We start from the raw sequence: 24,309 nt of genomic DNA, 5'->3' as shown, positions 1-24,309 counted from the left end.
GGAGAATAGCGTGTGATTATTCGCATAGCCTTACTGATGGCGGTGCTTTTGACAGTGGTCTTTGTATCGCTCTATTTTTATATGCGCGCAGGCCAGCGTGAGGCCTTAATCGCGGAATGGCAAAAGCGGGATCCGTCTGATGCCGCGAATGAGCATCGTGAGGATTGGATCAATCGCCGTCTGGCAGGGTCTATGCGTAAAATCGCGCTGCGTTTGGCGGTAGTGGTTTATGCTTTGCCACTTGCGGCGCTGTTCCTTTATGTTGGGTTCACCGATCCGTTCGCGCCTTAGGCGGCGCAATGGGAAAATAAACGACAAAGGGGCAGGCGGCGCATGCGTTGGCCACGGATCATAGCATTACTGATATTGGGCGCGCTCCTTGTCGCGTTCTTCCACTATACGCTGCCGCAGCGTGATATTTTGCGGATCACGCAGACAGAAATCATCAGGCAAGATTTCTCAGGCCTCAACCGCATTTTCTACGCCCGCGGCGATACAGGCAGCGCACAACTCGCATCGCGCGATTTGCGTTTGATCAATACGGTCGATACGCAGGGCGAGGTTCACGTGTTCCGCAATGAGGATACGGGCTTTGGGTGGCCTCCTTATTTCAAATTGGACAGCTCAGACTTGCAGGCCGAAGCGGCAAACCTGATTTCGACTGCGGCTGACCCGATTTGGGTGGCGGTAACGCATTACGGATGGCGTTCGCGCATTTTGACGACCTATCCCAATGCTGTGGCCTTGCGTCAGGTGGCAGGGCCCGATGTGATGCTGATCCCATGGATGCCGATTACGATTCTCGTCCTTCTTTTGGTTGTCTTGTTTGCCCTATGGCGCTTGTGGGAGCGGTTTGAAGCCCGCATTCTTGATCCGCTTTATGACAGGGCGGCTGTGTTTTGGTCGAAAAGCCTTGATCGTTTGCGCGGCAAGTGAAGGGTGCGATGATGGATGCATGGGATGAGGTGCGCACGGCCTATCATGTGGCACGACTGGGCACAGTGTCTGGGGCCGCAGATTATCTATCGGTGCATCATGCTACAGTGATCCGGCATATAGACGCGCTTGAAGGGCGTCTTGGGGTGCGGCTGTTCCATCGCCATGCACGCGGCTACACCCCCACCGAGGCCGGGCAGGATTTGCTTGCGACTGCCGCTGAAACTGAAGCGCGGTTTTCACAATTGGCCTCGCGTATTGCGGGGCAGGGCGATACGCTGTCAGGGGAATTGGTGCTGACCGCTCTTGGCTTCGTGGCGCAGTTGTTGATGCCCGCATTGGCGGAATTACAAAACGATCATCCAGATTTGCGCATTCGTTTGGTGACGGATGAGCGCGTCTTTCGGATGGAATTGGGCGAGGCGCATATTGCCATTCGCGCAGGGTCTGCCCCATCGGAGCCTGATAATGTCGTGCAGCCCTTTTTCACGCTCAGGGCGCGCCTTTGTGCAACCAAGTCCTATCTCGAACAGCACGGGCCATTCAGCCTAGAAACAGCAGCGCAGCATCGCTTTGTGGCAACCACTCAAGCCGATAGCCGCGCGCCGTTTTTAAGATGGCTCAAGGATCATGTGCCTGAAGATGCAATCGTGTTTCGGGCCTCCGATTTCGCGAGTGCGATTGAGGCCGTTCATGCGGGGATCGGCATAGGCTTCGCGCCCGCCTTTGCCCTCGAGCAAAATGCAGACTTGGTTGAGGTGATGCCCTCACTGGACGAATGGAATTCTTCTGTCTGGTTGGTCACCCATGTCGATTTGCATCGCAGCCCAAAGGTGCAGCGCGTTTTGGCCTATCTTAAAGATAACGCCAAAAATATCGTAGGGACGGCTTAATCGCGCTGCGTATCAGCCCCATCCAATTCGCGGGCGAGAAAGGCTTCGAACTCGTCTAGGTGGATGGGTTCGAATTGACCAAACCCCTGCATCCAAACACTTGCGGCGCGCAGCGCGTCAGGCTCGAGTTTGCACCACTTGACCCGTCCCCGCTTTTCTTGGGCAATCAGTCCCGCATGGGCAAGGATGGCGAGGTGCTTTGAGATCGCTGCCAGAGACATCTCAAACGGTTCCGCCACATCGGTCACGGCCATGTCATCTTCGAGCAGCATCGACAAGATCGCGCGGCGGGTTGGGTCTGCCAAGGCAGCAAAGGTCAGATCTAGGGAACTGGCGCTCATAATGGCATCCTATCCTGCCTTCCGAGGCAATCGTCAACCATTTGGTTGAATATGGGAAATTGTCGAAAATTGCCGCAGACCGTCTGACGAATGGATTTGACCAACTTGTCGCAGGTCATTTTATTGATTTATATTCAATAGCTTATGCATTTCTCTGCGGGTGCAAAGTTTCGTTGACTCTGGCGCGGCCTGTTCTTAGGTTCCGCGCGACACCCGAGGGGCGTTTTCTGAAGGTGCTTTGCATATGACCGAGCCATCGCCGAATCCTGATCGCCTGAAGGCGTTGGAAGAAAAACTGGCGAGCATTCGGTCGCGCGAAGCTGACAAGAAGCCACCGATGGGGGAGCATTATTCCCAAGCGCAGCACGCGTGGCGGATGGTGATTGAATTGGTCAGCGGGTTGTTGATCGGTGTTGGCATAGGCTGGGGCTTAGATAGCCTCTTGGGCACGCGCCCTTGGCTGATGGTCGTTTTTACATTGCTGGGCTTTGTGGCTGGGGTCAAAACGATGATCCGATCTGCGCAAGAGCTTCAGAACCAAGCCCAAGCCCGCGAAAACGCGGATGAGGGCGGTACAAAATAAGGGGATACACCGTGGCTTCGGATGTAACGAATTCTGATCAGAGCAAGCCCTCCAATTCGGGCAAGCCGATTGCATTTGTCCTTTTGGCCATTGCGGCTGTGCTTTTCGTCTTGGGTCTTCTTGACGATTACGAAGGCGGCTTGTCGATCCACCCGATGGATCAATTCGTCATCTCCCCATTGTTTGGTGACACGCTGAACTGGTACACGCCGACCAATTCCACGCTCTGGATGGCGCTCTGCGTCATAGCGATTGTGGCTTTGATGGTTATGGGCACGCGCGGTCGCGCCGTGGTTCCATCGCGCGGCCAGTCGGTTGCTGAGTTGATCTATGGCTTCGTGCGCAAAATGGTCGAAGATGTTGCAGGCAAAGATGCGCTGCCCTTCTTCCCCTACATTTTCGCCCTGTTCATGTTCATCTTGCTGTCGAATCTCTTGGGCCTGATCCCAATGAGCTTTACCACGACATCGCATATCGCGGTGACCGCGATTTTGGCGGCGGCGGTGTTCCTGACAGTGACCTTGGTGGGTTTCATCAAGAACGGCGCAGGCTTCCTCAGCCTGTTCTGGGTCAGTTCCGCGCCTTTGGCGCTGCGCCCGATCCTTGCCATCATCGAATTGATTTCTTACTTCGTGCGCCCCGTCAGCCACTCTATCCGTCTTGCCGGTAACCTGATGGCGGGCCACGCAGTTTTGAAAGTGTTTGCAGGTTTCGCTGGCGCGATGGGCGCCGCGGCCTTCGCCCCAATCTTGGGCATTGTCGCGATCTACGGGCTCGAAGTGCTCGTATCCGTGATCCAAGCCTACGTGTTCACCATCCTGACCTGCGTCTATCTGAAAGACGCGCTGCATCCGCACCACTAAGCGGATCACGGTTCAGGACATTTATTCAGCCAATTCCAACGTAAGGAGAAACGGAAATGGAAGGCAATATCGCAGAACTCGGTCAATTCATCGGTGCAGGCCTTGCCGCTATCGGCTCTGGCGCAGCAGCGATCGGTGTGGGCCATGTTGCAGGCAACTTCCTCGCAGGTGCTTTGCGTAACCCATCTGCAGCTGCAGGTCAGACCGCAACGCTCTTCATCGGCATCGCGTTCGCAGAAGCTTTGGGGATCTTCGCGTTCCTCGTGGCACTTCTGCTGATGTTCGCAGTCTAAGCCTTTAGCGAACCATCCTTACGGCTGGGTCGCTTTGCGCGCAGCGCGCCACAGCGGCCCAGTGTAATCACCGGTTCCAGGAGGACATGATGGCAGAGACTGCCCACAACGTTGCCAGTGCAGCCCATGGTGGTGAAGCCGCCTCGGGGGGTATGCCGCAACTCGACTTCTCCACCTTCCCGAACCAGATTTTCTGGCTCGTGGTTACACTGGTGGTCGTTTATTTGATCTTGAGCCGCGTGGCGTTGCCCCGCGTTGCATCCGTTTTGGCAGACCGCCAAGGCGTGATTGCAAAGGACATTGCCGCTGCTGAAGAACTGAAGGCTAGAGCTGCTCAAGCGGAAGAGGCCTATAACGAAGCCCTCGCAGATGCGCGCGCGCAAGCGCAAGACATCATTGCCCAGACCCGCAGCGAAATCGCGGCTGAATTGGCGGAAGCCACTGCAAAGGCGGATGCGCAGATCGCTGCGAAGGCAAAAGAATCTGAAGCGCGTATCGGTGAGATCCGCGCAAGCGCTGTGAAAAACATCGAAGCGGTCGCAAAAGATGCGACAGCCGAGATTGTAACAGCTCTTGGTGGCGGCAAGCCAGATGCCAAGGCGCTGAAAGCGGCCATTGCAGAGCGGATGAAAGGATAAGCCATGACACTGCGTTACGCGACATTGGCAACATCTGCCCTGACCCTAATCGCGGCGCCTGCTTTTGCAGCAGGTGGTGATTACGGCTTTGCGTCTTTCTTCAACACCAATTACGTGGTGCTGATTGGCTTCATCTTGTTCTTGGCGCTGTTGTTCTATTTCAACGTGCCTGCGATGATCCTAAAGATGTTGGATGACCGTGCGGAAACCATCCGTTCCGAATTGGATGAGGCCCGCAACCTACGCGATGAAGCGCAAGCCGTTCTGGCGGCCTATGAGCGCAAAAGCCGCGAAGTGGCTGAACAGTCTCAGCGCATTATTGATCATGCCCGCGAAGAGGCCCGTTTGGCTGCCGATGCTGCCAAAGAAGACCTCAAGCAATCCATCGCGCGCCGTCTAAAGGCAGCTGAGGAGCAGATCACGAGTGCCGAAGAAAAAGCGACCCGTGAATTGCGCAACCGTGCTGTGGATGTTGCAATTGCGGCTGCGGCAAAGATTTTGGCCGACAGCACCACTGCAACAGAAGCGAACAAGCGCATTGATGCGGCCATCGCTGAAGTGGAAAGCCGCCTGCACTAAGCAGGTATGCTTGAAAGGTAAAAGTTATGAAAAAGGCCCCCTAAGAGGGGCCTTTTTTTTGTTGATTATGTGGCCTGTGTCATAGATGTCGTTTTCTGTCTTTTTTCGGTCGGGCGGGCGAGGCCGCGCGGCTTGACCTCTGGCAAGAGGGGACAACCACAGATCACGCGCGGGAGCGGATATCATGAAGACACATGTCAAAGCCTTGGTTGTCGGCGGCGGTGCCGTTGGCGCATCTATTGCCTATCATCTTGCAAAAGCGGGATGGCAGGATGTGATGCTGTTGGAGAGGGATGAATTGACCTCTGGCTCGACATGGCACGCGGCTGGACTTTTGCCCTTGTTCAACATGAGCTACGCAACCAGCCATATTCACGACTATTCTGTGAAATTCTATAAGACGTTGGAAGAAGAGACAGGCCTAAACGCAGGGTTTGCTGTGGTCGGTAACTTGCGCATGGCGCAGACCGATGCACGCATGGACGAGTTCCGCCTTTATGCATCAACCGCTGAGACAGTTGGTATCCCCTACGAGTGGTTGACGCCTGCGCAGATTAAAGACCGCTACCCGCTTGTGCGCACCGAAGATCTCAAAGGGGCGCTGTTCCACCCGACTGACGGCTATATCAACCCTGCAGACGTGACCCAAGCTATGGCCAAGGGCGCGCGCCAGCGCGGTGTGATCGTCGAGCGCAAGTGGCAAGTTGATGGCTATGAATGGACAGGCGAGGCATGGCGCGTCACGGTCACCAAGATGGTCGAAAAGGGCGGCAATTTGGTTCCGTCTGAGGAAACCCAAGTGATCACTGCCGAACATGTTGTGACCGCAACAGGAAACCATGCGCAGCGCACAGCGAAATTGTTGGGCATCAAAATCCCTGCCATCCCAGTCGAGCATCAATATATCGTCACAGAGCCTGATCCAGAACTGGTGGCCTTCCGTCAAAATGGCGCGCCTGAGCATCCCGTTTTGCGCGATGCAGATGCAAAATGGTATGTGCGCGAAGAACGCGGCGGATGGATCCTAGGGCCTTATGAAGAAGGCGCACCTGCCTGCTTCAAATATGCTGTGCCCGACAGTTTCCGCGCGGATCTCTTCCCGCTCGATCTGGAGCGGATCGAAGAAGAATATATGTCCATGATCCACCGCATCCCCTCCAGTGAGACAGTGGGTCTGAAAGACGATTACAATGGCCCGATCTGCTACACCCCCGATGGGAACCCATTGGTTGGCCCTGCGCCTGGCCTGCGGAATATGTGGTTGGCTGAAGGTTTCAGCTTCGGCATCACCGCGGCAGGTGGCACAGGCTATTATCTGGCACAGATGATGGTCGAAGGTGAGGCGGAAATCGATATGGCGAGCCTTGATCCCAAGCGCTACGGCCAAGATTGGATGACGACCGAATATGCAGCGCGCAAAAATGAAGAATGCTATGCGCATGTCTATATCCTGCACCACCCTGACGAAGAACGCGAAGCCTGCCGTCCTTTGCGCACAGGACCTGCCTATGATCGTCAAAAGGCGCTTGGTGCGCAATTTGGCTGTGTGAACGGATTTGAACGTCCAAATTACTATGGCCCCGAAGATGCGCCGTCTCATTTCGACCATGATGCGCGCAGTTTCCGCCGCGGCGGATGGTGGAACTTTGCCCGCGAGGAAGCGGAAGCGATCCGTAAAACCGCTGGTCTGATTGATGCAACAGCCTTTGCCAAACATCGTGTGTTTGGGCCTGGGGCGACTGCTTTCTTGGATTGGTTCACTTGTAACGCATTGCCCAAAGTGGGGCGGATTAACCTGACCTATGCGCTGACCGATGCAGGCACGACCCGCACTGAATATACTATCATGCGGATTGCTGAGAATGATTACTACCTCGTCTCTGCAGGCGCGTGGGAGGCCTATGACGGCGATTATCTGCGCAAGGCCGAAGAAGATTTCTGGGCCAAAACCCAAAGCACAGGCAACTGGTTTGCGGTCGAGAATGTGACCACGAAATGGGGTGTCTTTGCCCTTGCAGGGCCAAATTCCCGCGCGATCTTGAACGAGCTTGTGCGTGACGCAGAGCCAGAAACACGCCTCTCGAACAAGCGTTCGCCGTGGCTGTCTGTGCGCGACATCGAGCTGGGCATGGTGCCTGTGCGCGCTGCGCGTGTGGCCTATACGGGTGAGTTGGGTTGGGAATTGCACCATCCAATTGAGATGCAAAATCACCTGTGGGATCAACTTATGGCCGCGGGCGAAAAGCATGGGCTTAAGCTGGTTGGTGCGCGTGCGCAGAACTGGCTGCGTCAGGAGAAATCCTATCGTGCCTTTGGTAATGAACTCGGCCGTGATGCAACGCCGTTGGAGGCGGGTCTAGATCGCTTTGTTGATCTCTCCAAGGAGTTCCATGGCAAGCAAGCAATGCTTGATAAGGGTATCCGCTCTAAATGTGTGACGCTGTTGATAGACGGGCCTCAGGATGCTGATCCATGGGGGCGCGAAGCCTTGTTTGATGGTGAAACCCGTGTTGGGCGTCTGACATCAGGTGGCTATTCCGTGCATTTCGGAAAACAGATCGGCATGGGCTATGTGAACGCTGACTATGCGCAGGTTGGGCAAAAGCTGAAGGTGATGATCATGGGCGCAATTTATGATGCGGAAATTACCGAAGACAGCCCTTATGATCCGAAGAACGTCACGATCCGCGTGGATGGCTAATCCAGTCTGATTGAGACAGGGTTCCTCCCGTGAAGGCCGCCTGCATCCCTTTGGAGATGCAGGCGGCTTTTTTGCTTTTCTGCTCGGCGCGCATTTCATAGGCTGGGTTTATGTCAAAGCCTCGATTCATCCATTTGCGTGTGCATAGCGAATATTCGCTGCTTGAAGGGGCGATGCGGATCAAATCTTTGCCGCAATTGGTGGCCGATGCAGGCATGCCCGCTGTCGCAGTGACTGACACCAACAACATGTTCTGCGCGCTTGAGTTTTCCGAATATGCGGTCAAGGCAGGTGTGCAGCCGATATTGGGGTGCCAGATTGATTTGGCCTATGAGGCGGCAGCGCAGGGCGAGAAACCTCGCCCCCCGCGCGGCATCGTTCTTTTGGTGAAATCGCGTCAGGGCTACTTGAACCTATTAAAGCTGAATTCGCATTTCTACTTGCGCGGCGATGGCCAAATTCCCCATGTCACCCTTGATGAATTGGCGGCGCATAATGAGGGGTTGATCTGTCTTTCTGGTGGCCCTGAGGGGCCGTTTGGCGCGCTGCTCTCTGCGGGGCAAATTGCCAAAGCCGAAGGATTGATGGCACGATTGGCTGAGATCTTTGGAGATAGGCTTTATGTTGAATTGCAACGCCACCCAATTGATCAAGGCCTACCTGAGGCCGAGGCGCTGAGCGAGCCGCATTTGATTGATATGGCCTATAAGATGGGCCTGCCGTTTGTGGCGACTAATGACGTCTATTTCCCCAAACCAAAAATGTATGAGGCGCATGATGCGTTGATCTGCATTGCGCAAGGGGCCTATGTCGATCAACAAGAACCACGCCGTATCCTGACATCGCAGCATTATTTCAAAACCCCCGAAGAGATGGTGACACTCTTCGCTGATCTGCCCGAGGCGATTGAAAACACGGTTGAGATTGCACAGCGCTGCGCCTATCGCGCGCGCACCCACGACCCGATCTTGCCGCGCTTTGCCGAGAACGAGGTGGAAGAACTGCGGCGTCAGGCCAATGAAGGTTTGCAAGCGCGCCTTGCGGTGATCCCGCATGCGGCATCAGTTGAGGACTATCAAAAGCGCCTCGATTTCGAATTGGACATCATCGAGGGGATGGGCTTCCCGGGCTATTTCTTGATCGTGGCCGATTTCATCAAATGGGCCAAGAAGCACGACATCCCAGTTGGGCCTGGGCGCGGGTCGGGTGCAGGCAGCCTTGTGGCCTATGCCTTGACCATCACCGACCTTGATCCTCTGCGTTATAGCTTGCTGTTCGAGCGCTTCCTCAATCCTGAACGCGTCTCAATGCCCGATTTCGATATCGACTTCTGCATGGATCGCCGTGAGGAGGTGATCCAATATGTGCAGGAAAAATATGGTCGCGACCGCGTGGGGCAGATCATCACCTTTGGGGCGCTGTTGTCTAAGGCGGCTGTGCGCGATATCGGGCGGGTTTTGCAAATGCCCTATGGTCAGGTGGATCGCCTGTCAAAAATGATCCCTGTTGAGGGGGTCAAACCCGTGAGCATCGAAAAAGCCTTGGCCGATGAGCCGCGCTTGCGCGAAGAAGCGCAGACCGAAGAAGTGGTCGCGCGGCTTTTGGATTATGGGCAACAGGTCGAGGGGCTTTTGCGCAATGCCTCAACCCACGCCGCGGGCGTGGTGATTGGTGACCGCCCGTTGGACGAGTTGGTGCCACTTTACCAAGACCCGCGCTCGGACATGCCTGCGACCCAGTTCAATATGAAATGGGTAGAACCTGCGGGCTTGGTGAAATTCGATTTTCTCGGCCTGAAAACCCTGACTGTGGTGCAAAATGCGATTGATCTGATCCATTCATCGGGCCGCGATTTGCATGTCGCACCAGATGGCCACGCGCTCTATCAACCGCCTGAGGGGGCAGAAAACCAGATCAACGCGATCCCGTTAGACGATGAAGCGACCTATGCGCTCTATGCTTCGGCCAAGACGGTTGCGGTGTTTCAGGTGGAAAGCTCGGGCATGATGGATGCCCTAAGGCGTATGCGCCCCACCTGCATTGAGGATATCGTGGCCCTTGTGGCGCTCTATCGTCCGGGCCCGATGGAGAATATCCCAACCTATTGCGAGGTTAAGAACGGGGTCAAAGAGCGTGCCTCGATCCATCCGTTGATTGATCACATCCTCGAAGAGACGCAAGGCATCATCGTATATCAAGAACAGGTGATGCAAATTGCGCAGGTCATGGCAGGCTATAGCCTTGGCGGTGCGGATTTGCTGCGCCGCGCCATGGGGAAGAAGATCAAAGAGGCCATGGATGCCGAACGCCCCAAATTTGTGGAAGGCGCCAAGGCAAATGGGGTCGACAAGGCCAAGGCCGAAGAAGTGTTCGACCTTCTAGAAAAATTCGCCAATTACGGCTTCAACAAATCGCACGCGGCCGCTTACGCGGTTGTCAGTTATCAAACCGCTTGGCTTAAGGCGAACCATCCTGTCGAATTCATGGCTGCGGTGATGAATTGCGATATCCATTTGACGGATAAGCTGTCTATTTACAGCCAAGAGGTGGGTCGCCTTGGCATCGAGATCGTGCCGCCTTGCGTTAATCGCTCGCTTGCTACGTTCTCCGTGTCTGACGGGCGCGTGGTCTATGGCTTGGGTGGCTTGAAAAATGTCGGTGTCGATGCAATGCGCCTGATCGTTGAGGGGCGCGGAGATCATCCCTTTGCATCGCTCTTTGATTTCGCTCGGCGGGTTGATTTGAAACGGGTGGGCAAGCGGCCGCTTGAGATGTTGGCGCGCGCAGGCGCCTTTGACGAATTGGATGCGAACCGCCGCCGCGTGTTTGATAGTTTGGATGCGCTGGTCGCCTATTCTGCTGCAATTCATGATCAAAAATCATCAAACCAGACCTCCCTGTTCGGGGAAGGGGGCGATGATTTGCCTGAGCCACGCCTGTCTAATCCGCCAGATTGGTTGCCGAATGAACGGCTTTCCCAAGAGCATCAGGCGGTTGGTTTCTATCTTTCTGGCCATCCTTTGGATGAATATATGCCAAGCTTGAAACGCTCAGGCTGCTTGTCGCTGCGTGAGGTTGAGGCGCGGGTGCAAGGGGGGGCTTTTGTCACCAAATTGGCAGGGGCGGTTGCGGTCAAGCAAGAGCGCAAAAGCCAGCGCGGCACCCGTTTTGCCTTTGTGGGTCTTTCTGATCCAACGGGCCTTTATGAAGTCACAGTGTTCTCCGACCTGCTTGAGTCTGCGCGGCATCTGTTGGAGGCAGGCCAGAATGTGGTGTTGACCGTTGAGGCCACCTATGAAGCGGAGCAATTAAAACTCCTTGCGCGCGCAGTGCAGCCCATTGATGCGGTTGCCGCACAAGGTGGGGCTACAGGCTTGAGGGTGTTTGTCGAGGACGCGACCGCTTTGCCGCAATTGGCCAATGTGTTGGGCGAGGCCAAAAAGACCAATGCATCGCGGGTGACAGGCCCAATTCAATTATGCCTGACAGCCGCCGATCTTCCGGGTGAGGTCGAAGTCCTCTTGGGCGAGGATTACCCCGTCAATCCCGCTATAAAAGGGGCGCTGAAATCTTTGGGCGGTGTCATCGCGGTAGAAGAGGTCTAACCATTCACCAATGGGGCGGCTTTTGATTGGCGGCAGGCATATCGCCTGCGGCTTCACGATCTGCCTCACGCTGCATCAGCATCTCAACACGAGCAGTGAGACGGGTGATTTCCCGATCTTGGCGTGCGACCACCTCTGAGAGGTCATCGACTGTGCGGGTGAGATGGGCCAAATGCATCTCCAAATCATCGCGAGAGGCGCTCATGGGGCCTATGATCCTTGTCTGGGATTCTGTCATTGCGTTCGGATGCAAACTAACCTTTGCAGGGGCCCCATGACCACCCCTCTCTTGCCCCTTTGACGCGAGGGCGCTACACCACGCGCGAGATCGAGGATATGGTTATGGCAAAAGAGAAAAAACAGCCCCGCCCTAAGGCAGAGACGCCGCGTGGATTTCGCGATTACTTCGGCGCGGAGGTGTTGGAGCGGCAAGAGATGCTTGCCAACATTGCCGAAACCTATCAGCGCTATGGCTTCGACCCGCTTGAGACATCCGCCGTGGAAACCGTGGAGGCCTTGGGGAAATTCCTGCCTGACACTGATCGCCCCAATGAGGGCGTTTTTGCTTGGCAGGAGGAGGAAGACGGCGGTTGGGTCGCGCTGCGCTATGACATGACCGCCCCCTTGGCCCGTGTAGCGGCGCAATATCGCAATGATTTGCCAAGCCCCTATCGCCGCTACACCTTTGGCCCCGTTTGGCGCAATGAAAAGCCAGGGCCGGGGCGCTTCCGCCAGTTTTACCAATGCGATGCTGATACGATCGGCGCGGCCAGCGTTGCCGCGGATGCCGAGATTTGCGCGATGTTGTCAGACACGCTTGAGGCTGTGGGTATTCCGCGCGGCGATTATGTGGTGCGGGTGAACAACCGCAAGGTTTTGGATGGGGTTCTGGCGACCATTGGATTGTCATCCGAGGATGAAGCCACCCGCCAAGCAGTGCTGCGCACGATTGATAAATTCGACAAAGTGGGCCGCGAAGGCGTGATCCAATTGCTGACCAAGGGCCGTTTGGATGAGTCTGGGGCTTATATCGATGGTGTGGGTCTTGATGCGGCAGCGGCCGATCAGATCGTGGCATTCCTGTTGGCGCGCGCAGATAGCAATGCCGAGACCTTGGTGATGCTGCGTAAGCTGATTGGCACATCTGCGCTTGGTGAGGCTGGGGTGGCCGAACTTGAAACCATTGCCACGCTCCTTGATGCGCAAGGCTATGGCCCCGACCGGATCGTGATTGATCCTTCGGTGGTGCGTGGCCTTGGCTATTATACGGGCCCCGTGTTTGAGGCGGAGTTGACCTTTGAGATTCTGGATGACAAAGGCCGCCCGCGTCAATTTGGGTCTGTTGCAGGCGGCGGACGTTATGACGATTTGGTCAAACGCTTCACAGGCCAAGATGTGCCTGCAACGGGTGTTTCCATCGGGGTTGATCGCCTCTTGGCCGCATTGCGCGCCAAGGGACGGATCAGCGGTGCAATGCAGGGGCCTGTCGTGGTGACGGTCATGGATCGCGACCGCATGGCGGATTATCAAGCCATGGCGACTGAGTTGCGCAATGCAGGCATCCGCGCCGAGGTTTACTTGGGCAACCCTAAGAATTTCGGAAATCAGTTGAAATACGCCGATAAACGCGAAAGCCCTGTTGCGGTCATCCAAGGTTCGGACGAGGCCGCGCGCGGCGTGGTTCAGATCAAGGATCTGATCTTAGGGGCCGAGATTGCAGCCAATGCAAGCCTTGAGGAATGGAAGGCGCAACCTGCACAGCGCGAAGTGGCGCGCGGTGATCTGGTCGCTGAAATTCGCGCCATATTGGAGCGTCAGGGATGAGCCAAAAAGCGGCCATTCGTTCGGAAGCGGAGCGGTTCTTTGTGGCATTCCAAGCCGCGGGCGCCGTGGCTTTTGAGGCCGATCATTTGCTGCCTGCTGATACGCTGCTTGATCTGTATGGCGAAGATATCCGCGCTCGGGCCTATGTCACGCATGACCCCAATCGCGGCGAAATGATGCTACGGCCCGATTTCACCGTGCCCGTGGTGCAGCGCCATATGTCGGACGGGGCGGAGCCCGCGCGTTACAGCTATATGGGCGAGGTTTTCCGCAAACAGGAGGCCAGTCCCGCCCGCGCGAGCGAATATCTGCAAGTGGGATATGAGCTGTTTGATCGTGATGACCCTGCGCGCGCGGATGCCGAAGTCTTTGCCCTCTTTACCACGTTGCTTGCCCCTTATGGCCTGCGTGCCGTCACAGGGGATATTGGCGTGGTTTTGGCCGCGATATCTGCCCTTGATACAACCGAGCGGCGCAAACGCGCCTTGCGGCGTCATGTGTGGCGCCCGCGCCGTTTTCGGCGCTTGCTAGATCGTTTTTCAGGCCGCAGCGATGCCCCTGCGACCCGCGCAGCATTGATTGCCCAAATGGCGGATTTGGGGCCTGAAGCCATGATTGATGCCACTGAAAATTGGAGTGGGTTGCGCAGCCCCGCTGATGTCTTGCGCCGTATGCGCGCTTTGGCTGAGGATGATGATGCGCCCAGTATTTCGGCGGCGCAGGCCGAAGCCTTGGAGCGGGTTTTGTCCTTGCGCGAAACCCTGCCGAACGCAGTTGCACAATTGCGGGATTTGGCTCTGGATTTACCGCAGATCGACAGCGCCATTTCAGGCTTGGTGCGCCGTATTGAGGCGCTGTCCGCCGCAGGTGTCGCCGTAGATGACCTATGGTTCGAGGCCTCCTATGGGCGGACGAATATGGAATATTATGATGGGTTTGTGTTCGGCTTTTTCAACGAAACTGACCCGCATATGCCCCCCGTTGCCACAGGTGGACGCTATGATGCGCTGACCAAAATCTTGGGCAATGGCCGTGAGATTGCCGCCGTGGGCGGGGTGATCCGTCCTGAATTGCTGCATGGCCTCTCGCGTCAGGGAGGTGGCATATGACTTTGCGTATTGCGGTGCCGTCTAAGGGGCGGTTGATGGAAAAAACCTTTGATTGGTTTGCAGCGCGTGGGGTTGAGATGCGCCGCGCAGGCTCAGAGCGCGATTATGCCGCCGAAGTTTCGGGGGCGGATATGCAGTTGATGTTGCTGTCTGCGGGAGAAATTCCGCGCGAAATGGCGGCAGGCCGCATTCATTTGGGCGTGACGGGCACCGATCTTGTGCGTGAGAAGATCCCAGCATGGGATCAGTCGGTGGAAGAATTGGCCGAGCTTGGATTTGGCTTTGCGGATTTGGTCTTGGCCGTGCCGCAATGTTGGATTGATGTGGATTGCGTGGATGATCTTGATGCTGTTGCCGCAGATTTCCGCGAGGCCCATGGGATGCGTTTGCGGATCGCCACGAAATACCATCGTCTGGTGCGGGACTATCTGCGCGCTGCAGGGGTTGCCGATTATCAATTGGTTGACAGCCAAGGCGCGACCGAGGGCACCGTGGCGCATGGCACGGCGGAATTGATCGCTGATATCACCTCAACAGGGGAAACCTTGCGAGCCAATAACCTGAAAATCCTGTCGGATGGGATGATCTTGCGCAGCCAAGCGATGCTGTTTCGGGCGCGCGGCGCAGATTGGACGGATGGGGCCCGAGCCGCCCTTGATGGGCTGAAAACCAAGCTTTCGATCTAAAGAACGCCAATTTCGGCCAAAGCGGTTTGCAATTCACGCGGCAAAGTTTCTTCTTCTGCGCGATTGGCGTTTAAATCGCGGGGGCTGTCTTCGGGTTTGAGGTAGCGCCACCCTTGAAACGGGCGTTTGGGCGTGGGTGTTACGCGGGTGACGTCTTGTTCCAAAACGATGCCGCAGCGTCTGATCCCATCGCCGCGATCAACCTCCTCTAGGGCCAAGATTTTTTGGCGGCACAGGATCAATCCTTTGAACACCCAATAAAGCGACCCGCCTGCAAGAATTTCTGCCTCACGCTTGGGCCACATCCGTGTCACATGGCGCGGCAGGCCCGATGGCCCCAAAGCGCGCGGGTTCTTTTGCCAGTTCAAAAGATCCTGCACCTCTTCGGCGCCGACACATAATTTGACCAGATTTATGGTGCTGCTCACATCTATTCCCCAAAGTCCCTCGAGATATTTTATGCTATTTTTCGCAAGGTTCAAGTTGACCGCTTGCGACAAGGCCCCTAGGTTGTGTTTCCCCATCTGATCGTGAAAGTCTGCGCTATGTCTCGTTTTTCTGCCCCAATTGCTGAACAAATTTGGGATATGAAATATCGCCTCAAAGAGGCCGATGGCACACCCATTGACCGCACTGTCGAGGACACATGGCGGCGGATCGCGCGGGCTTTGGCCTCGGTGGAGAAAGATCCCGCCTATTGGGAAGAAAAATTCTACGAAGCCCTAGAGGATTTCAAATATCTACCCGCTGGTCGCATCACGGCAGGTGCGGGAACGGGGCGCAGTGTCACGCTTTTCAATTGCTTTGTCATGGGCACAATTCCCGACAGCATGAGCGGCATTTTTGATATGCTCAAAGAGGCGGCTTTGACGATGCAGCAGGGGGGCGGGATCGGCTATGATTTCTCGACCATCCGACCCAAAGGCGCGGATGTTAAGGGGGTGGCCGCGGATGCCTCTGGCCCGCTGAGTTTTATGGATGTTTGGGATTCCATGTGCCGCACGATTATGTCCGCTGGCTCGCGCCGCGGCGCGATGATGGCAACAATGCGCTGCGACCACCCAGACATCGAAGATTTTATCACCGCCAAATCTGATGCGGCGCGGCTGCGGATGTTCAATGTCTCTGTCCTCGTCACCGATGCCTTTATGGAGGCGGTCAAAGCGGACGGGCCTTGGGAATTGGTTTTTGATAACAAGGTTTACCGCACGGTGCAGGCGCGTGACCTGTGGAACCAGATTATGCAATCGACCTATGATTACGCTGAGCCAGGTGTGATTTTTATCGATCGCATCAACCAATCCAATAATCTGGCCTATTGCGAAACTATTGCGGCAACCAACCCGTGCGGCGAACAACCTTTGCCGCCCTATGGGGCGTGTTTGCTCGGCTCTGTTAACCTTGCGCGGCTTGTGCGCTCGCCCTTTGAGGCGGATGCGGCCCTTGATCTTGATGCGCTTAAGGTTTTGGTGCGGGTCGCTGTGCGGATGATGGATAACGTGGTGGATGCCAGCCGTTTTCCCCTCGAGGCGCAGGCCCGTGAGGCCCAAGCAAAGCGGCGCATTGGTTTGGGTGTGACGGGTTTGGCCGATGCCCTTTTGATGCTTGGCCTGCGCTATGGGGCCGATGACGCTGTGGCGCAATCCGAGATTTGGATGAAGGAAATTGCCCATGCGGCCTATTGGGCTTCGGTTGAATTGGCGCGAGAAAAAGGCGCATTCCCCTTATTTGACGCCGAGGCGTTCTTGGCGTCCGGGAATATGGCGCAAATGGATCAAGATTTGCGCGAGGCGATAGCCAAAGATGGCATCCGAAATGCGCTTTTGACCTCGATTGCGCCCACAGGCACCATCAGCCTTTATGCGGGAAATGTCTCCTCTGGGATTGAGCCCGTTTTTGCCTATAGCTACACGCGCAAAGTGTTGCAGCGGGATGGGTCACGCAGCGAGGAGGAGGTGACCGATTACGCGGTCAAACTTTGGCGCGAAAAACAGGGTGATGCAGAATTGCCTGCGTTTTTTGTGAATGCCCAAACCCTTGCCCCTGCTGATCACGTGCGCATGCAGGCAGCCGCGCAGAAATGGGTGGATAGTTCGATTTCGAAAACCATCAACGTGCCGCAAGATATCAGCTTTGAGGCTTTCAAAGATGTCTATCTGCAGGCTTATGAAACGGGCTGTAAGGGGTGCACCACTTATCGCCCCAATGATGTGACAGGCAGTGTCCTGAGTGTTTCTGAGGCAGAAGCAAAGTCAGATGGCGCCACCGCGCGCGAGGCCTCTACGGGCGAAGTGGTTTATATCTCCGAGCCGCTAGAGCGGCCGCAGACCCTAGAGGGCAATACCTATAAACTGAAATGGCCCGATAGCCCGCACGCGATTTATATCACGATCAATGACGTAGTGCTCAGCGGTCATCGTAGGCCGTTTGAGGTGTTTATCAATTCCAAGAATATGGAACATTATGCGTGGACAGTGGCGTTGACGCGGATGATGTCGGCTGTCTTCCGCCGCGGCGGTGATGTGAGTTTCGTGGTAGAAGAACTCAAAGCCGTGTTTGATCCGCGCGGGGGGGCATGGATTGGGGGTAAATATGTGCCCTCGATCTTAGCGGCGATTGGCGGTGTTATCGAACGGCATCTGATCTCAATTGGGTTTATTTCGGGCGAGGGGATGGGGTTGAAAACCGACCCCACCGCCGAGGTTTATGATTTGGGTGCAGGCCGCACAGGGGCGGCAGAGTGTAATTCCTGTGGGTCGTCTGCGATGCGGATGAGCGAGGGGTGCATGACCTGCACCGATTGTGGCTATTCAAAATGCGGCTAAGGTCCTGTGGATAATGCACCACAATCATAAACAAATTTTATACACAATTTTATTATTAACTGCCTTGTGAACGCGGCTGCCGTAATCTGGCCCCGTCAGGTTTATTGTGCGCTCGCCTTTGGCGAGAGTGACGTTTGCAAGGATTTTTAATAATGCGATTTGGTTCCAAAGCGCGTCAAAGGGGATTCACAGAACGAATCACCCATGCTAGCTTGCCTCCCAAGCCGAAACATAAACGGCACGCATTGAGGCAAGTAAGGCAGGCATCGCATGAGCATGGGGTTGCGCGGTGCGTTCATCATTTCTTGGGCGCAGACGCGGATCGAGGGAGACTCGGACTATAACAAGAAAGATCTGGCTGAAGGGATGAGTTGGAGCTGGCACGGTCGTGCCTTCCCGCTTGAAGGCAAAGACGCCGCCCTTGTTCTGACATCCAGCCGTGATCTTCTCCAACTTCGTGCCAAAGCGGCGCGGGTCGTGCATAAGTTCATGCAAAGACCCGCGCCCCTGCCTCACTTGTCGAGCGACTTTGACGATCCCCTGTATCGTGATGTGATGGTGCTGTCCGATGGTGTGCGGTTTTTTAGTGCCGTTCCCCTTACCCTTGAGGATAGCCGCGAAACGGTGTTGCTCTTTCCCGATGGCATGCCACCCTCGCGCCAACATTTGACAATCATCTCTTTGGGCGGCGGGTGTTCCGCGCGCTTTCGGCGCCAAGGCCCTATTGTTTGCTTTGTCAAAGGCACGCGATTGGCGGCACTGAAAGGGGAAATTGCGGTCGAGGATGTGCGGGCAGGGGATTATCTTGTCACCCGCGACAATGGTCTGAAAGAAGTCCTATGGGTGGGCCAGCGCAGCCTGTCAGGCGCGCAACTTTTTGCCATGCCACATCTTTGCCCAATTCGATTGCCGCAGGGTCTTTTTGGGAAAGGCAAACCTGAACCCGATCTCTTGGTGTCCCCTGATCATCGCGTGTTGATTAAATCGCCCGAGGCGCGGGCGCTTTGGGGCGAAGATGGGGTCATGATGCGCGCACAGGATTTGGTAGGGGATTTGGCTGCGCGGGTGGATCACCGCGCGGCCTCTGTCACATATTTCACGTGATGCTTGAGGGGCATCAGGTCTTGATTGCAAACAGTGTCGCGGTTGAAAGTTTCCACCCGGCTTATGCGGCACTGCCCGAGGACGAGATGGATGCCGATGCGGCCGCCTGCCTAGATGACCGTTATGAACGTCACCTATATCTTGCAGGGCATCCCGATCTTTTTGGCCCCGCTGTGCGGCGGATGTTGGGCGCGGCGGAGGCCGCGATTTTATCCGCGCATCTAGGGCCATCGCGTGGGATTTACGGCTTAAGCTAGGCTTGAATTCCCCCATGCGCTTGACAGCGCGAGGAATCCCCTATAGCCCGCGCGTCACTGAGGCACCGTTTGCGGTGCTTCTTTTCATTGGTGTTGGTGGCCCCCGCAAGGGAATGCCTGTCGGCCAAAGCGAAAGCAGCGGCAAAGGACAACGCCCTTCATAGCTCCGATCTGGGGCGTTCTAACGAAGGAGATCAGCCGTGACCAAACGCACGTCTGCCAAGTATAAAATCGACCGCCGCATGGGCGAAAACATTTGGGGCCGCCCCAAATCCCCAGTAAACCGCCGCGAATATGGCCCAGGCCAGCATGGTCAGCGCCGCAAGGCGAAACTGTCTGACTTCGGCACGCAGTTGCGCGCCAAGCAGAAGCTGAAGGGCTATTACGGCGATTTGACCGAAAAGCAATTCCGCCGCATCTATGCAGAAGCAGAGCGCGTAAAAGGTGATACAGGTGAAAACCTTATCGGCCTGTTGGAGCGCCGCTTGGACGCCGTTGTTTACCGCGCGAAATTCGTGCCAACCGTTTTTGCGGCCCGCCAATTCGTAAACCACGGCCATGTTTTGGTGAACGGCAAGCGCGTCAATATCCCATCCTATCGCGTGAAAGAGGGTGATGTTGTTGAGGTGCGTCAGAAATCTAAGCAATTGGCAACAGTTCTGGAAGCTGTGCAATTGGCAGAGCGTGATGTGCCTGACTATGTCGAGGCCGACCATTCCAAAATGACCGCGACTTTCGTGCGCACTCCTGGTTTGGGCGATGTGCCATACCCTGTCGTGATGGAACCAAACCTCGTGGTTGAATTCTACGCGAAGAACTAATCTTCGCCGCCACAAGTTCAGAAGATCAAAAGCGCGCCCCCTGTGGCGCGCTTTTTTGTGACTGTTCCTCTGCAGGGTTCTTTGCTTATGCTCTCCCTTGCGGGTGACGGAGAAGTGAGGAGGGGGGGCGTATGGCCACGCGGAAAAACCCAATCATTTTGGATGAGGCAGCGGAGAGCGTTGGTGGCGCATCCCCCGTGGACGCGCCTGCGATTTTTGACGCGCCATCCGCCGCGCCCGATGAACCGCCCGCGCCCCAAAAGATGTCAGGTGCATCGCGGTTTTTGCTCTGGTCGGCGGGCGGCCTTGCCAGTGCTCTGTTGATCAACGCTGTTTGGGGTTTTGTTCTTGATATGATGGCGCGCGGCACAATCTGGGGGCAGGTGGCCCTTGCGATTGTGGGCCTGTTTTTCGTGGCTGTGATCGTCTTTGCGATCAGCGAATGGCGGGCCTATGCGCGGCTGTCGCGCATGACGGCTTTGCAGGCTGAGGCCCAATCGGCCTTGACCGCCCAAAACCTAGCACAGCTTTCCGCTTTGATCCCCAAACTGCGCGCGCTTTATCGCGACCGCATGGGCGTGCAGGGCGCAGCAGACCACCGTTTGCAGAGTGTCGAGGATGTGCTTGATGCAGATTTGCGAATGGGCGTGATTGAGACAGCGTTTTTGGAAGGGCTAGATGCACAGGCCCGTGCTGAGGTGGCCCAAGCCACCCGCCGTGTTGCCAGTGTCACGGCCCTCGTCCCGATGGGGTCGCTTGATATGGTCATCAGCTTTTGGATCAATCTGCGGATGATCCGCCGTGTGGCCGAGATTTATGGCGGGCGTGCGGGCACGTTTGGCGCCATGCGCTTGGCGCGGTCAGCGATTGCGCAACTTGTGGCGACAGGGGCCATTGCCATTGGGGATGATTTGCTCAGTTCTACTTTGGGCGGGTCATTGGTAGGGAAATTATCGCGCCGCTTTGGTGAAGGCGTCTTCAATGGGGCGATGACCGCGCGGCTTGGGGTAATTGCGATGCAGCTTTGCCGACCTTTGCCCTTTCACGCCTTACCCCGCCCAGCTTTGCGCAGTGTTTTATCCGAGGCATTTTCTGGGCTTTTCACGGGGTCAAAGGGCTGATCGCGCAAAGCGCAGCTTTACCCCGCGCGCCTGCAGCGATATAGGGCTAAACATGAGACGGATGAACACGCAGATTTCCCTACGAATTATCTGCCCGGCGCTCTGATCAGCAGGGCCGCCGGGACTAAGGTGTTGAGCTATCGCGCCGCTCTTTCCCCTCTCATTGGTCATGGCTTGCCATAACCCGTTTCAGCCAATAGGACGTCCTTCCCATGTGTGCCGATCTTCCCGATTATAAAGACACGTTGAACCTTCCCCAAACTGATTTCCCGATGCGCGCAGGCCTGCCACAGCGCGAGCCTGATTGGCTGGCCCGTTGGGAGAAAATTGGCGTTTATCAACGCCTGCGCGACAAGGCGGCAGAGGCGGCTAAGGCAGGCGCGCCACGCCCACCATTCGTGCTGCATGATGGCCCCCCCTATGCCAATGGTAATCTGCATATCGGTCACGCACTGAACAAAGTGCTGAAGGATATGGTTGTGCGCAGCCAACAGATGATGGGCCATGAGGCGCGCTACATTCCTGGTTGGGATTGTCACGGCCTGCCCATCGAATGGAAGATTGAGGAGGCCTATCGCGCCAAAGGCCAAGATAAGGATAAAATTGACGTTGTCGATTTTCGTCAGGAATGCCGCCGCTTTGCCGAAGGGTGGATTGATGTGCAGCGCGCGGAGTTCAAGCGCCTTGGCGTAACAGGGAATTGGGACAAGCCATACCTCACCATGGATTTCCACGCCGAGGCGGTGATCGCGGGCGAGTTTATGAAATTCCTGATGAACGGCGCGCTTTACCAAGGCTCGAAGCCCGTGATGTGGTCGCCCGTTGAAAAGACCGCATTGGCCGAGGCGGAAGTGGAATATCACGACCGCCAGACCGATGCGATTTGGGTGCCGTTCAAGGTGCAGAATTCTGGCGTGCTTGGTGGTGCTTTTGTCGTGATCTGGACAACCACCCCTTGGACGATTCCGCAAAACCGCGCGATTTGTTTTGGCCCTTCGATTTCCTACGGGCTTTACGAGGTCACCGCGACCCCTGACGAATGTTGGGCCAAGGTTGGTGATCGGTATCTTGTAGCTGATAAACTGGCCGAGGATGCGCTTGGCGCGATGCGTCTTGAGGCGGGCCACTACACGCGCCTGCGTGACGTCAGCGCCGATGAATTGGCCACGCTTGTCACCCATCACCCGCTGAATGGGGCTGAGGGCGCGAATGGCGAATGGGATTTTGAGGTCAAACTTTTTGCAGGCGACCATGTCACCGATGATGCGGGCACGGGTTTCGTGCATACCGCGCCAAGTCACGGGGATGATGACTATCAAATCGGCCTCAAGCATGGGCTTGAGATGACCTATAATATTCTGGATGACAGCAGTTTCCGCGCTGATCTGCCTTTCTTTGCAGGGCTTCGCGTCATCGAAGAAAACGGCAAGGCGGGTAAGGCCAATAAGGCCGTGATCGACAAGCTGGTTGAGGTTGGCGGCCTGCTGGCCCGCCGCCGCATCACCATCTCGGACGCGCATAGCTGGCGTTCAAAAGCGCCTGTGATCCGCCTGAACCGCCCGCAATGGTTCGCCGCCATTGATCGCGAGATTGGCGGGGATGACAACTATGGCAAGACCATCCGCGAACGCGCGCTGCGCTCGATTGATGAATTGGTGACATGGACACCGCAGACCGGGCGCAATCGTCTGCATTCGATGATCGAGGCGCGGCCCGATTGGGTGTTGTCGCGGCAACGTGCATGGGGTGTGCCGCTCAGCTGTTTTGTCAAAAAAGATGCACAGCCAAGTGACCCCGATTTCTTACTGCGCGATGACGCGGTGAATGCCCGCATCCTTGAGGCCTTTGAGGCTGAGGGCGCAGATGCATGGTATAAGGAGGGGGCCAAAGCCCGCTTCTTGGGCAATGAATATGACCCAGATGCCTATGAGCAGGTCTTTGATATCTTGGATGTTTGGTTTGACTCTGGCTCGACCCATGCCTTTGTCTTACGGGATCGCGAGGATGGCTCAGAGGACGGGATTGCCGATCTCTATCTCGAAGGCACAGACCAGCATCGCGGGTGGTTCCATTCCTCGATGTTGCAGGCTTGCGGCACAATCGGTCGCGCGCCCTATCGCGGTGTTCTGACCCATGGCTTCACGCTGGATGAGAAGGGCATGAAAATGTCCAAATCCTTGGGCAATACGGTCGCGCCGCAGGCGGTTATTGACCAATATGGCGCCGATATTCTGCGGCTTTGGGTGGCGCAATCCGATTACACGGCGGATTTGCGCATCGGGCCTGAGATCTTGAAGAACGTGGCCGACAGCTATCGCCGTTTGCGCAATACGATGCGGTTTATGCTTGGCTCCTTGGGTGATTTAACGGAAACCGACCGCACAGAAGCCGCTGATATGCCCGAGTTGGAGCGGTTCATCCTGCATCGTTTGTCAGAGTTGGATCGGATCGTGCGCGAAGGCTATGCGAAATATGATTTCCAAGGCGTGTTCCAAGCGCTGTTCAATTTTGCGACCACTGATTTGTCGGCCTTTTACTTCGATATCCGCAAAGACGCGCTTTATTGTGATGGTGATACTGCGCAACGCCGTGCGGCGCGCACAGTTTTGGATCACCTATTCCAACGCCTGACCACTTGGCTTGCGCCAATTTTGACCTTCACCATGGAGGAGGTCTGGCTTGAGCGGAACAAAGACCCTGAGGCCTCAGTGCATCTGGTGGATTTCCCCAACACCCCTGCGGCGTGGCATGATCCAGACTTGGCCGCGAAATGGGCGATGATCCGCCGTGCGCGCCGCGTGGTGACAGCCGCGCTTGAGGTGCAGCGCCGTGACAAGGTGATTGGGGCCTCCCTAGAAGCCGCGCCTGTGATCTACGTGGCAGATGCCGCAATGCGCGCAGCGCTGCAATCTGTGCAGTTCGAGGATTTGGTCATCACCTCTGCGGTCACGCTGAGCGATGAGGCGATGCCCGCGGATGCCTTCACCTTGCCCGAAATTGAGGGGGTTGGTGTGGTCTTTGCCAAAGCGGATGGCGAAAAATGTGCGCGCTGTTGGAAGATCCTGCCTGATGTGGGCAGCCACAGCCATGCCCATGTTTGCGGGCGCTGCAACAGCGCGTTGACCTGAAA

22 protein-coding genes are annotated in these 24,309 nt (G+C 56.2%); 19 read left to right on the top strand and 3 right to left on the bottom strand.

Annotation, left to right across the window (positions count from 1 at the left end; genetic code table 11):
- Positions 1–12 precede the first annotated feature (12 nt).
- Genes AAC621_RS04670 through AAC621_RS04660 form a run of 3 tightly spaced genes read left to right on the top strand, consistent with a single transcriptional unit; the run spans position 13 to position 1,829 of the window.
- Entirely contained in the window at positions 13–291 is a 279-nt protein-coding gene (locus tag AAC621_RS04670; protein WP_340252674.1) for a hypothetical protein, read from the top strand.
- 42 nt (positions 292–333) lie between these two features.
- Positions 334–936 (top strand): DUF1523 family protein, encoded by a 603-nt coding sequence (locus AAC621_RS04665; RefSeq protein ID WP_340252672.1) that lies wholly within the window; start codon positions 334–336, stop codon positions 934–936.
- Positions 937–947: 11 nt separating this feature from the next.
- Entirely contained in the window at positions 948–1,829 is an 882-nt protein-coding gene (locus AAC621_RS04660; protein ID WP_340252670.1) for a LysR family transcriptional regulator, read from the top strand.
- On the opposite strand, the gene AAC621_RS04655 is transcribed toward AAC621_RS04660, so the two are convergent.
- Positions 1,826–2,170 (bottom strand): ArsR/SmtB family transcription factor, encoded by a 345-nt coding sequence (locus AAC621_RS04655; protein WP_340252668.1) that lies wholly within the window; start codon positions 2,168–2,170, stop codon positions 1,826–1,828. The genes AAC621_RS04660 and AAC621_RS04655 overlap by 4 nt on opposite strands.
- Positions 2,171–2,414: 244 nt before the next feature.
- On the opposite strand from AAC621_RS04655, the gene AAC621_RS04650 reads away from it, so the two are divergent.
- From AAC621_RS04650 to dnaE, 7 genes are all read left to right on the top strand, one after another.
- A complete protein-coding gene (locus tag AAC621_RS04650) occupies positions 2,415–2,753 on the top strand; it encodes an AtpZ/AtpI family protein (protein WP_340252666.1) in 339 nt (112 codons plus the stop codon).
- Positions 2,754–2,836: 83 nt separating this feature from the next.
- Positions 2,837–3,616 carry a F0F1 ATP synthase subunit A gene (locus AAC621_RS04645; protein WP_445322511.1) on the top strand — a complete coding sequence of 260 codons (780 nt, stop codon included), beginning with the start codon at positions 2,837–2,839 and terminating at the stop codon, positions 3,614–3,616.
- Between the two features lie 56 nt (positions 3,617–3,672).
- On the top strand, positions 3,673–3,909 hold the full coding sequence (locus AAC621_RS04640) for a F0F1 ATP synthase subunit C (protein WP_050928673.1): 237 nt from the start codon (positions 3,673–3,675) through the stop codon (positions 3,907–3,909).
- 89 nt (positions 3,910–3,998) lie between these two features.
- The gene (locus AAC621_RS04635; RefSeq protein WP_340252664.1) at positions 3,999–4,547 is read left to right on the top strand and encodes a F0F1 ATP synthase subunit B'; all 549 of its coding nucleotides are present in this window, start codon (positions 3,999–4,001) and stop codon (positions 4,545–4,547) included.
- A 3-nt stretch (positions 4,548–4,550) separates the two neighbouring features.
- Entirely contained in the window at positions 4,551–5,126 is a 576-nt protein-coding gene (locus tag AAC621_RS04630; protein WP_340244782.1) for a F0F1 ATP synthase subunit B family protein, read from the top strand.
- 184 nt (positions 5,127–5,310) lie between these two features.
- The gene (locus AAC621_RS04625; RefSeq protein ID WP_340252662.1) at positions 5,311–7,827 is read left to right on the top strand and encodes a GcvT family protein; all 2,517 of its coding nucleotides are present in this window, start codon (positions 5,311–5,313) and stop codon (positions 7,825–7,827) included.
- A gap of 110 nt (positions 7,828–7,937) precedes the next feature.
- Positions 7,938–11,432 (top strand): DNA polymerase III subunit alpha, encoded by a 3,495-nt coding sequence (dnaE, locus tag AAC621_RS04620; protein ID WP_340252660.1) that lies wholly within the window; start codon positions 7,938–7,940, stop codon positions 11,430–11,432.
- Positions 11,433–11,436: 4 nt separating this feature from the next.
- Here dnaE and AAC621_RS04615 read toward each other — a convergent pair whose 3' ends face one another.
- Positions 11,437–11,637 carry a SlyX family protein gene (locus tag AAC621_RS04615; protein ID WP_317656489.1) on the bottom strand — a complete coding sequence of 67 codons (201 nt, stop codon included), beginning with the start codon at positions 11,635–11,637 and terminating at the stop codon, positions 11,437–11,439.
- Between the two features lie 137 nt (positions 11,638–11,774).
- Here AAC621_RS04615 and hisS point away from each other — a divergent pair, with 137 nt between their 5' ends.
- The 3 genes from hisS to hisG are packed head-to-tail and all read left to right on the top strand — an operon-like array spanning position 11,775 to position 15,051.
- On the top strand, positions 11,775–13,256 hold the full coding sequence (gene hisS, locus AAC621_RS04610; protein WP_340252658.1) for a histidine--tRNA ligase: 1,482 nt from the start codon (positions 11,775–11,777) through the stop codon (positions 13,254–13,256).
- A complete protein-coding gene (locus AAC621_RS04605) occupies positions 13,253–14,365 on the top strand; it encodes an ATP phosphoribosyltransferase regulatory subunit (protein ID WP_340252656.1) in 1,113 nt (370 codons plus the stop codon). Before hisS ends, AAC621_RS04605 begins: the two co-directional genes overlap by 4 nt.
- Positions 14,362–15,051 carry an ATP phosphoribosyltransferase gene (gene hisG, locus AAC621_RS04600; RefSeq protein ID WP_317656485.1) on the top strand — a complete coding sequence of 230 codons (690 nt, stop codon included), beginning with the start codon at positions 14,362–14,364 and terminating at the stop codon, positions 15,049–15,051. The genes AAC621_RS04605 and hisG overlap by 4 nt, the downstream gene beginning before the upstream one ends.
- On the opposite strand, the gene AAC621_RS04595 is transcribed toward hisG, so the two are convergent.
- Positions 15,048–15,479: a DUF1489 family protein gene (locus AAC621_RS04595; RefSeq protein ID WP_317656483.1), complete on the bottom strand. Its 432-nt coding sequence runs from the start codon at positions 15,477–15,479 to the stop codon at positions 15,048–15,050. The two genes, hisG and AAC621_RS04595, sit on opposite strands and share 4 nt — an antisense overlap.
- Positions 15,480–15,596: 117 nt before the next feature.
- On the opposite strand from AAC621_RS04595, the gene AAC621_RS04590 reads away from it, so the two are divergent.
- The 6 genes from AAC621_RS04590 (at position 15,597) to ileS (ending at position 24,307) form a co-directional block, all read left to right on the top strand.
- Positions 15,597–17,876, top strand: a complete 2,280-nt coding sequence (locus AAC621_RS04590; RefSeq protein WP_340252653.1) for an adenosylcobalamin-dependent ribonucleoside-diphosphate reductase — start codon at positions 15,597–15,599, stop codon at positions 17,874–17,876.
- 270 nt (positions 17,877–18,146) lie between these two features.
- A complete protein-coding gene (locus AAC621_RS04585) occupies positions 18,147–18,980 on the top strand; it encodes a Hint domain-containing protein (protein WP_340252651.1) in 834 nt (277 codons plus the stop codon).
- 20 nt (positions 18,981–19,000) lie between these two features.
- Positions 19,001–19,237 (top strand): hypothetical protein, encoded by a 237-nt coding sequence (locus AAC621_RS04580; protein ID WP_340252649.1) that lies wholly within the window; start codon positions 19,001–19,003, stop codon positions 19,235–19,237.
- A 200-nt stretch (positions 19,238–19,437) separates the two neighbouring features.
- Positions 19,438–20,058, top strand: a complete 621-nt coding sequence (rpsD, locus tag AAC621_RS04575; protein ID WP_340244762.1) for a 30S ribosomal protein S4 — start codon at positions 19,438–19,440, stop codon at positions 20,056–20,058.
- Positions 20,059–20,189: 131 nt separating this feature from the next.
- Positions 20,190–21,179: a YcjF family protein gene (locus tag AAC621_RS04570; protein ID WP_340252647.1), complete on the top strand. Its 990-nt coding sequence runs from the start codon at positions 20,190–20,192 to the stop codon at positions 21,177–21,179.
- A 212-nt stretch (positions 21,180–21,391) separates the two neighbouring features.
- Entirely contained in the window at positions 21,392–24,307 is a 2,916-nt protein-coding gene (ileS, locus tag AAC621_RS04565; protein WP_340252645.1) for an isoleucine--tRNA ligase, read from the top strand.
- The last annotated feature ends 2 nt before the right edge of the window (positions 24,308–24,309 follow it).

The organism is Roseobacter sp. HKCC-CH-9208 (assembly GCF_037805125.1).
Lineage (GTDB): Bacteria > Pseudomonadota > Alphaproteobacteria > Rhodobacterales > Rhodobacteraceae > M30B80.
Note: the sequence above shows the minus strand (reverse complement) of the source record. Positions and strands in the feature narration are given on the sequence as shown.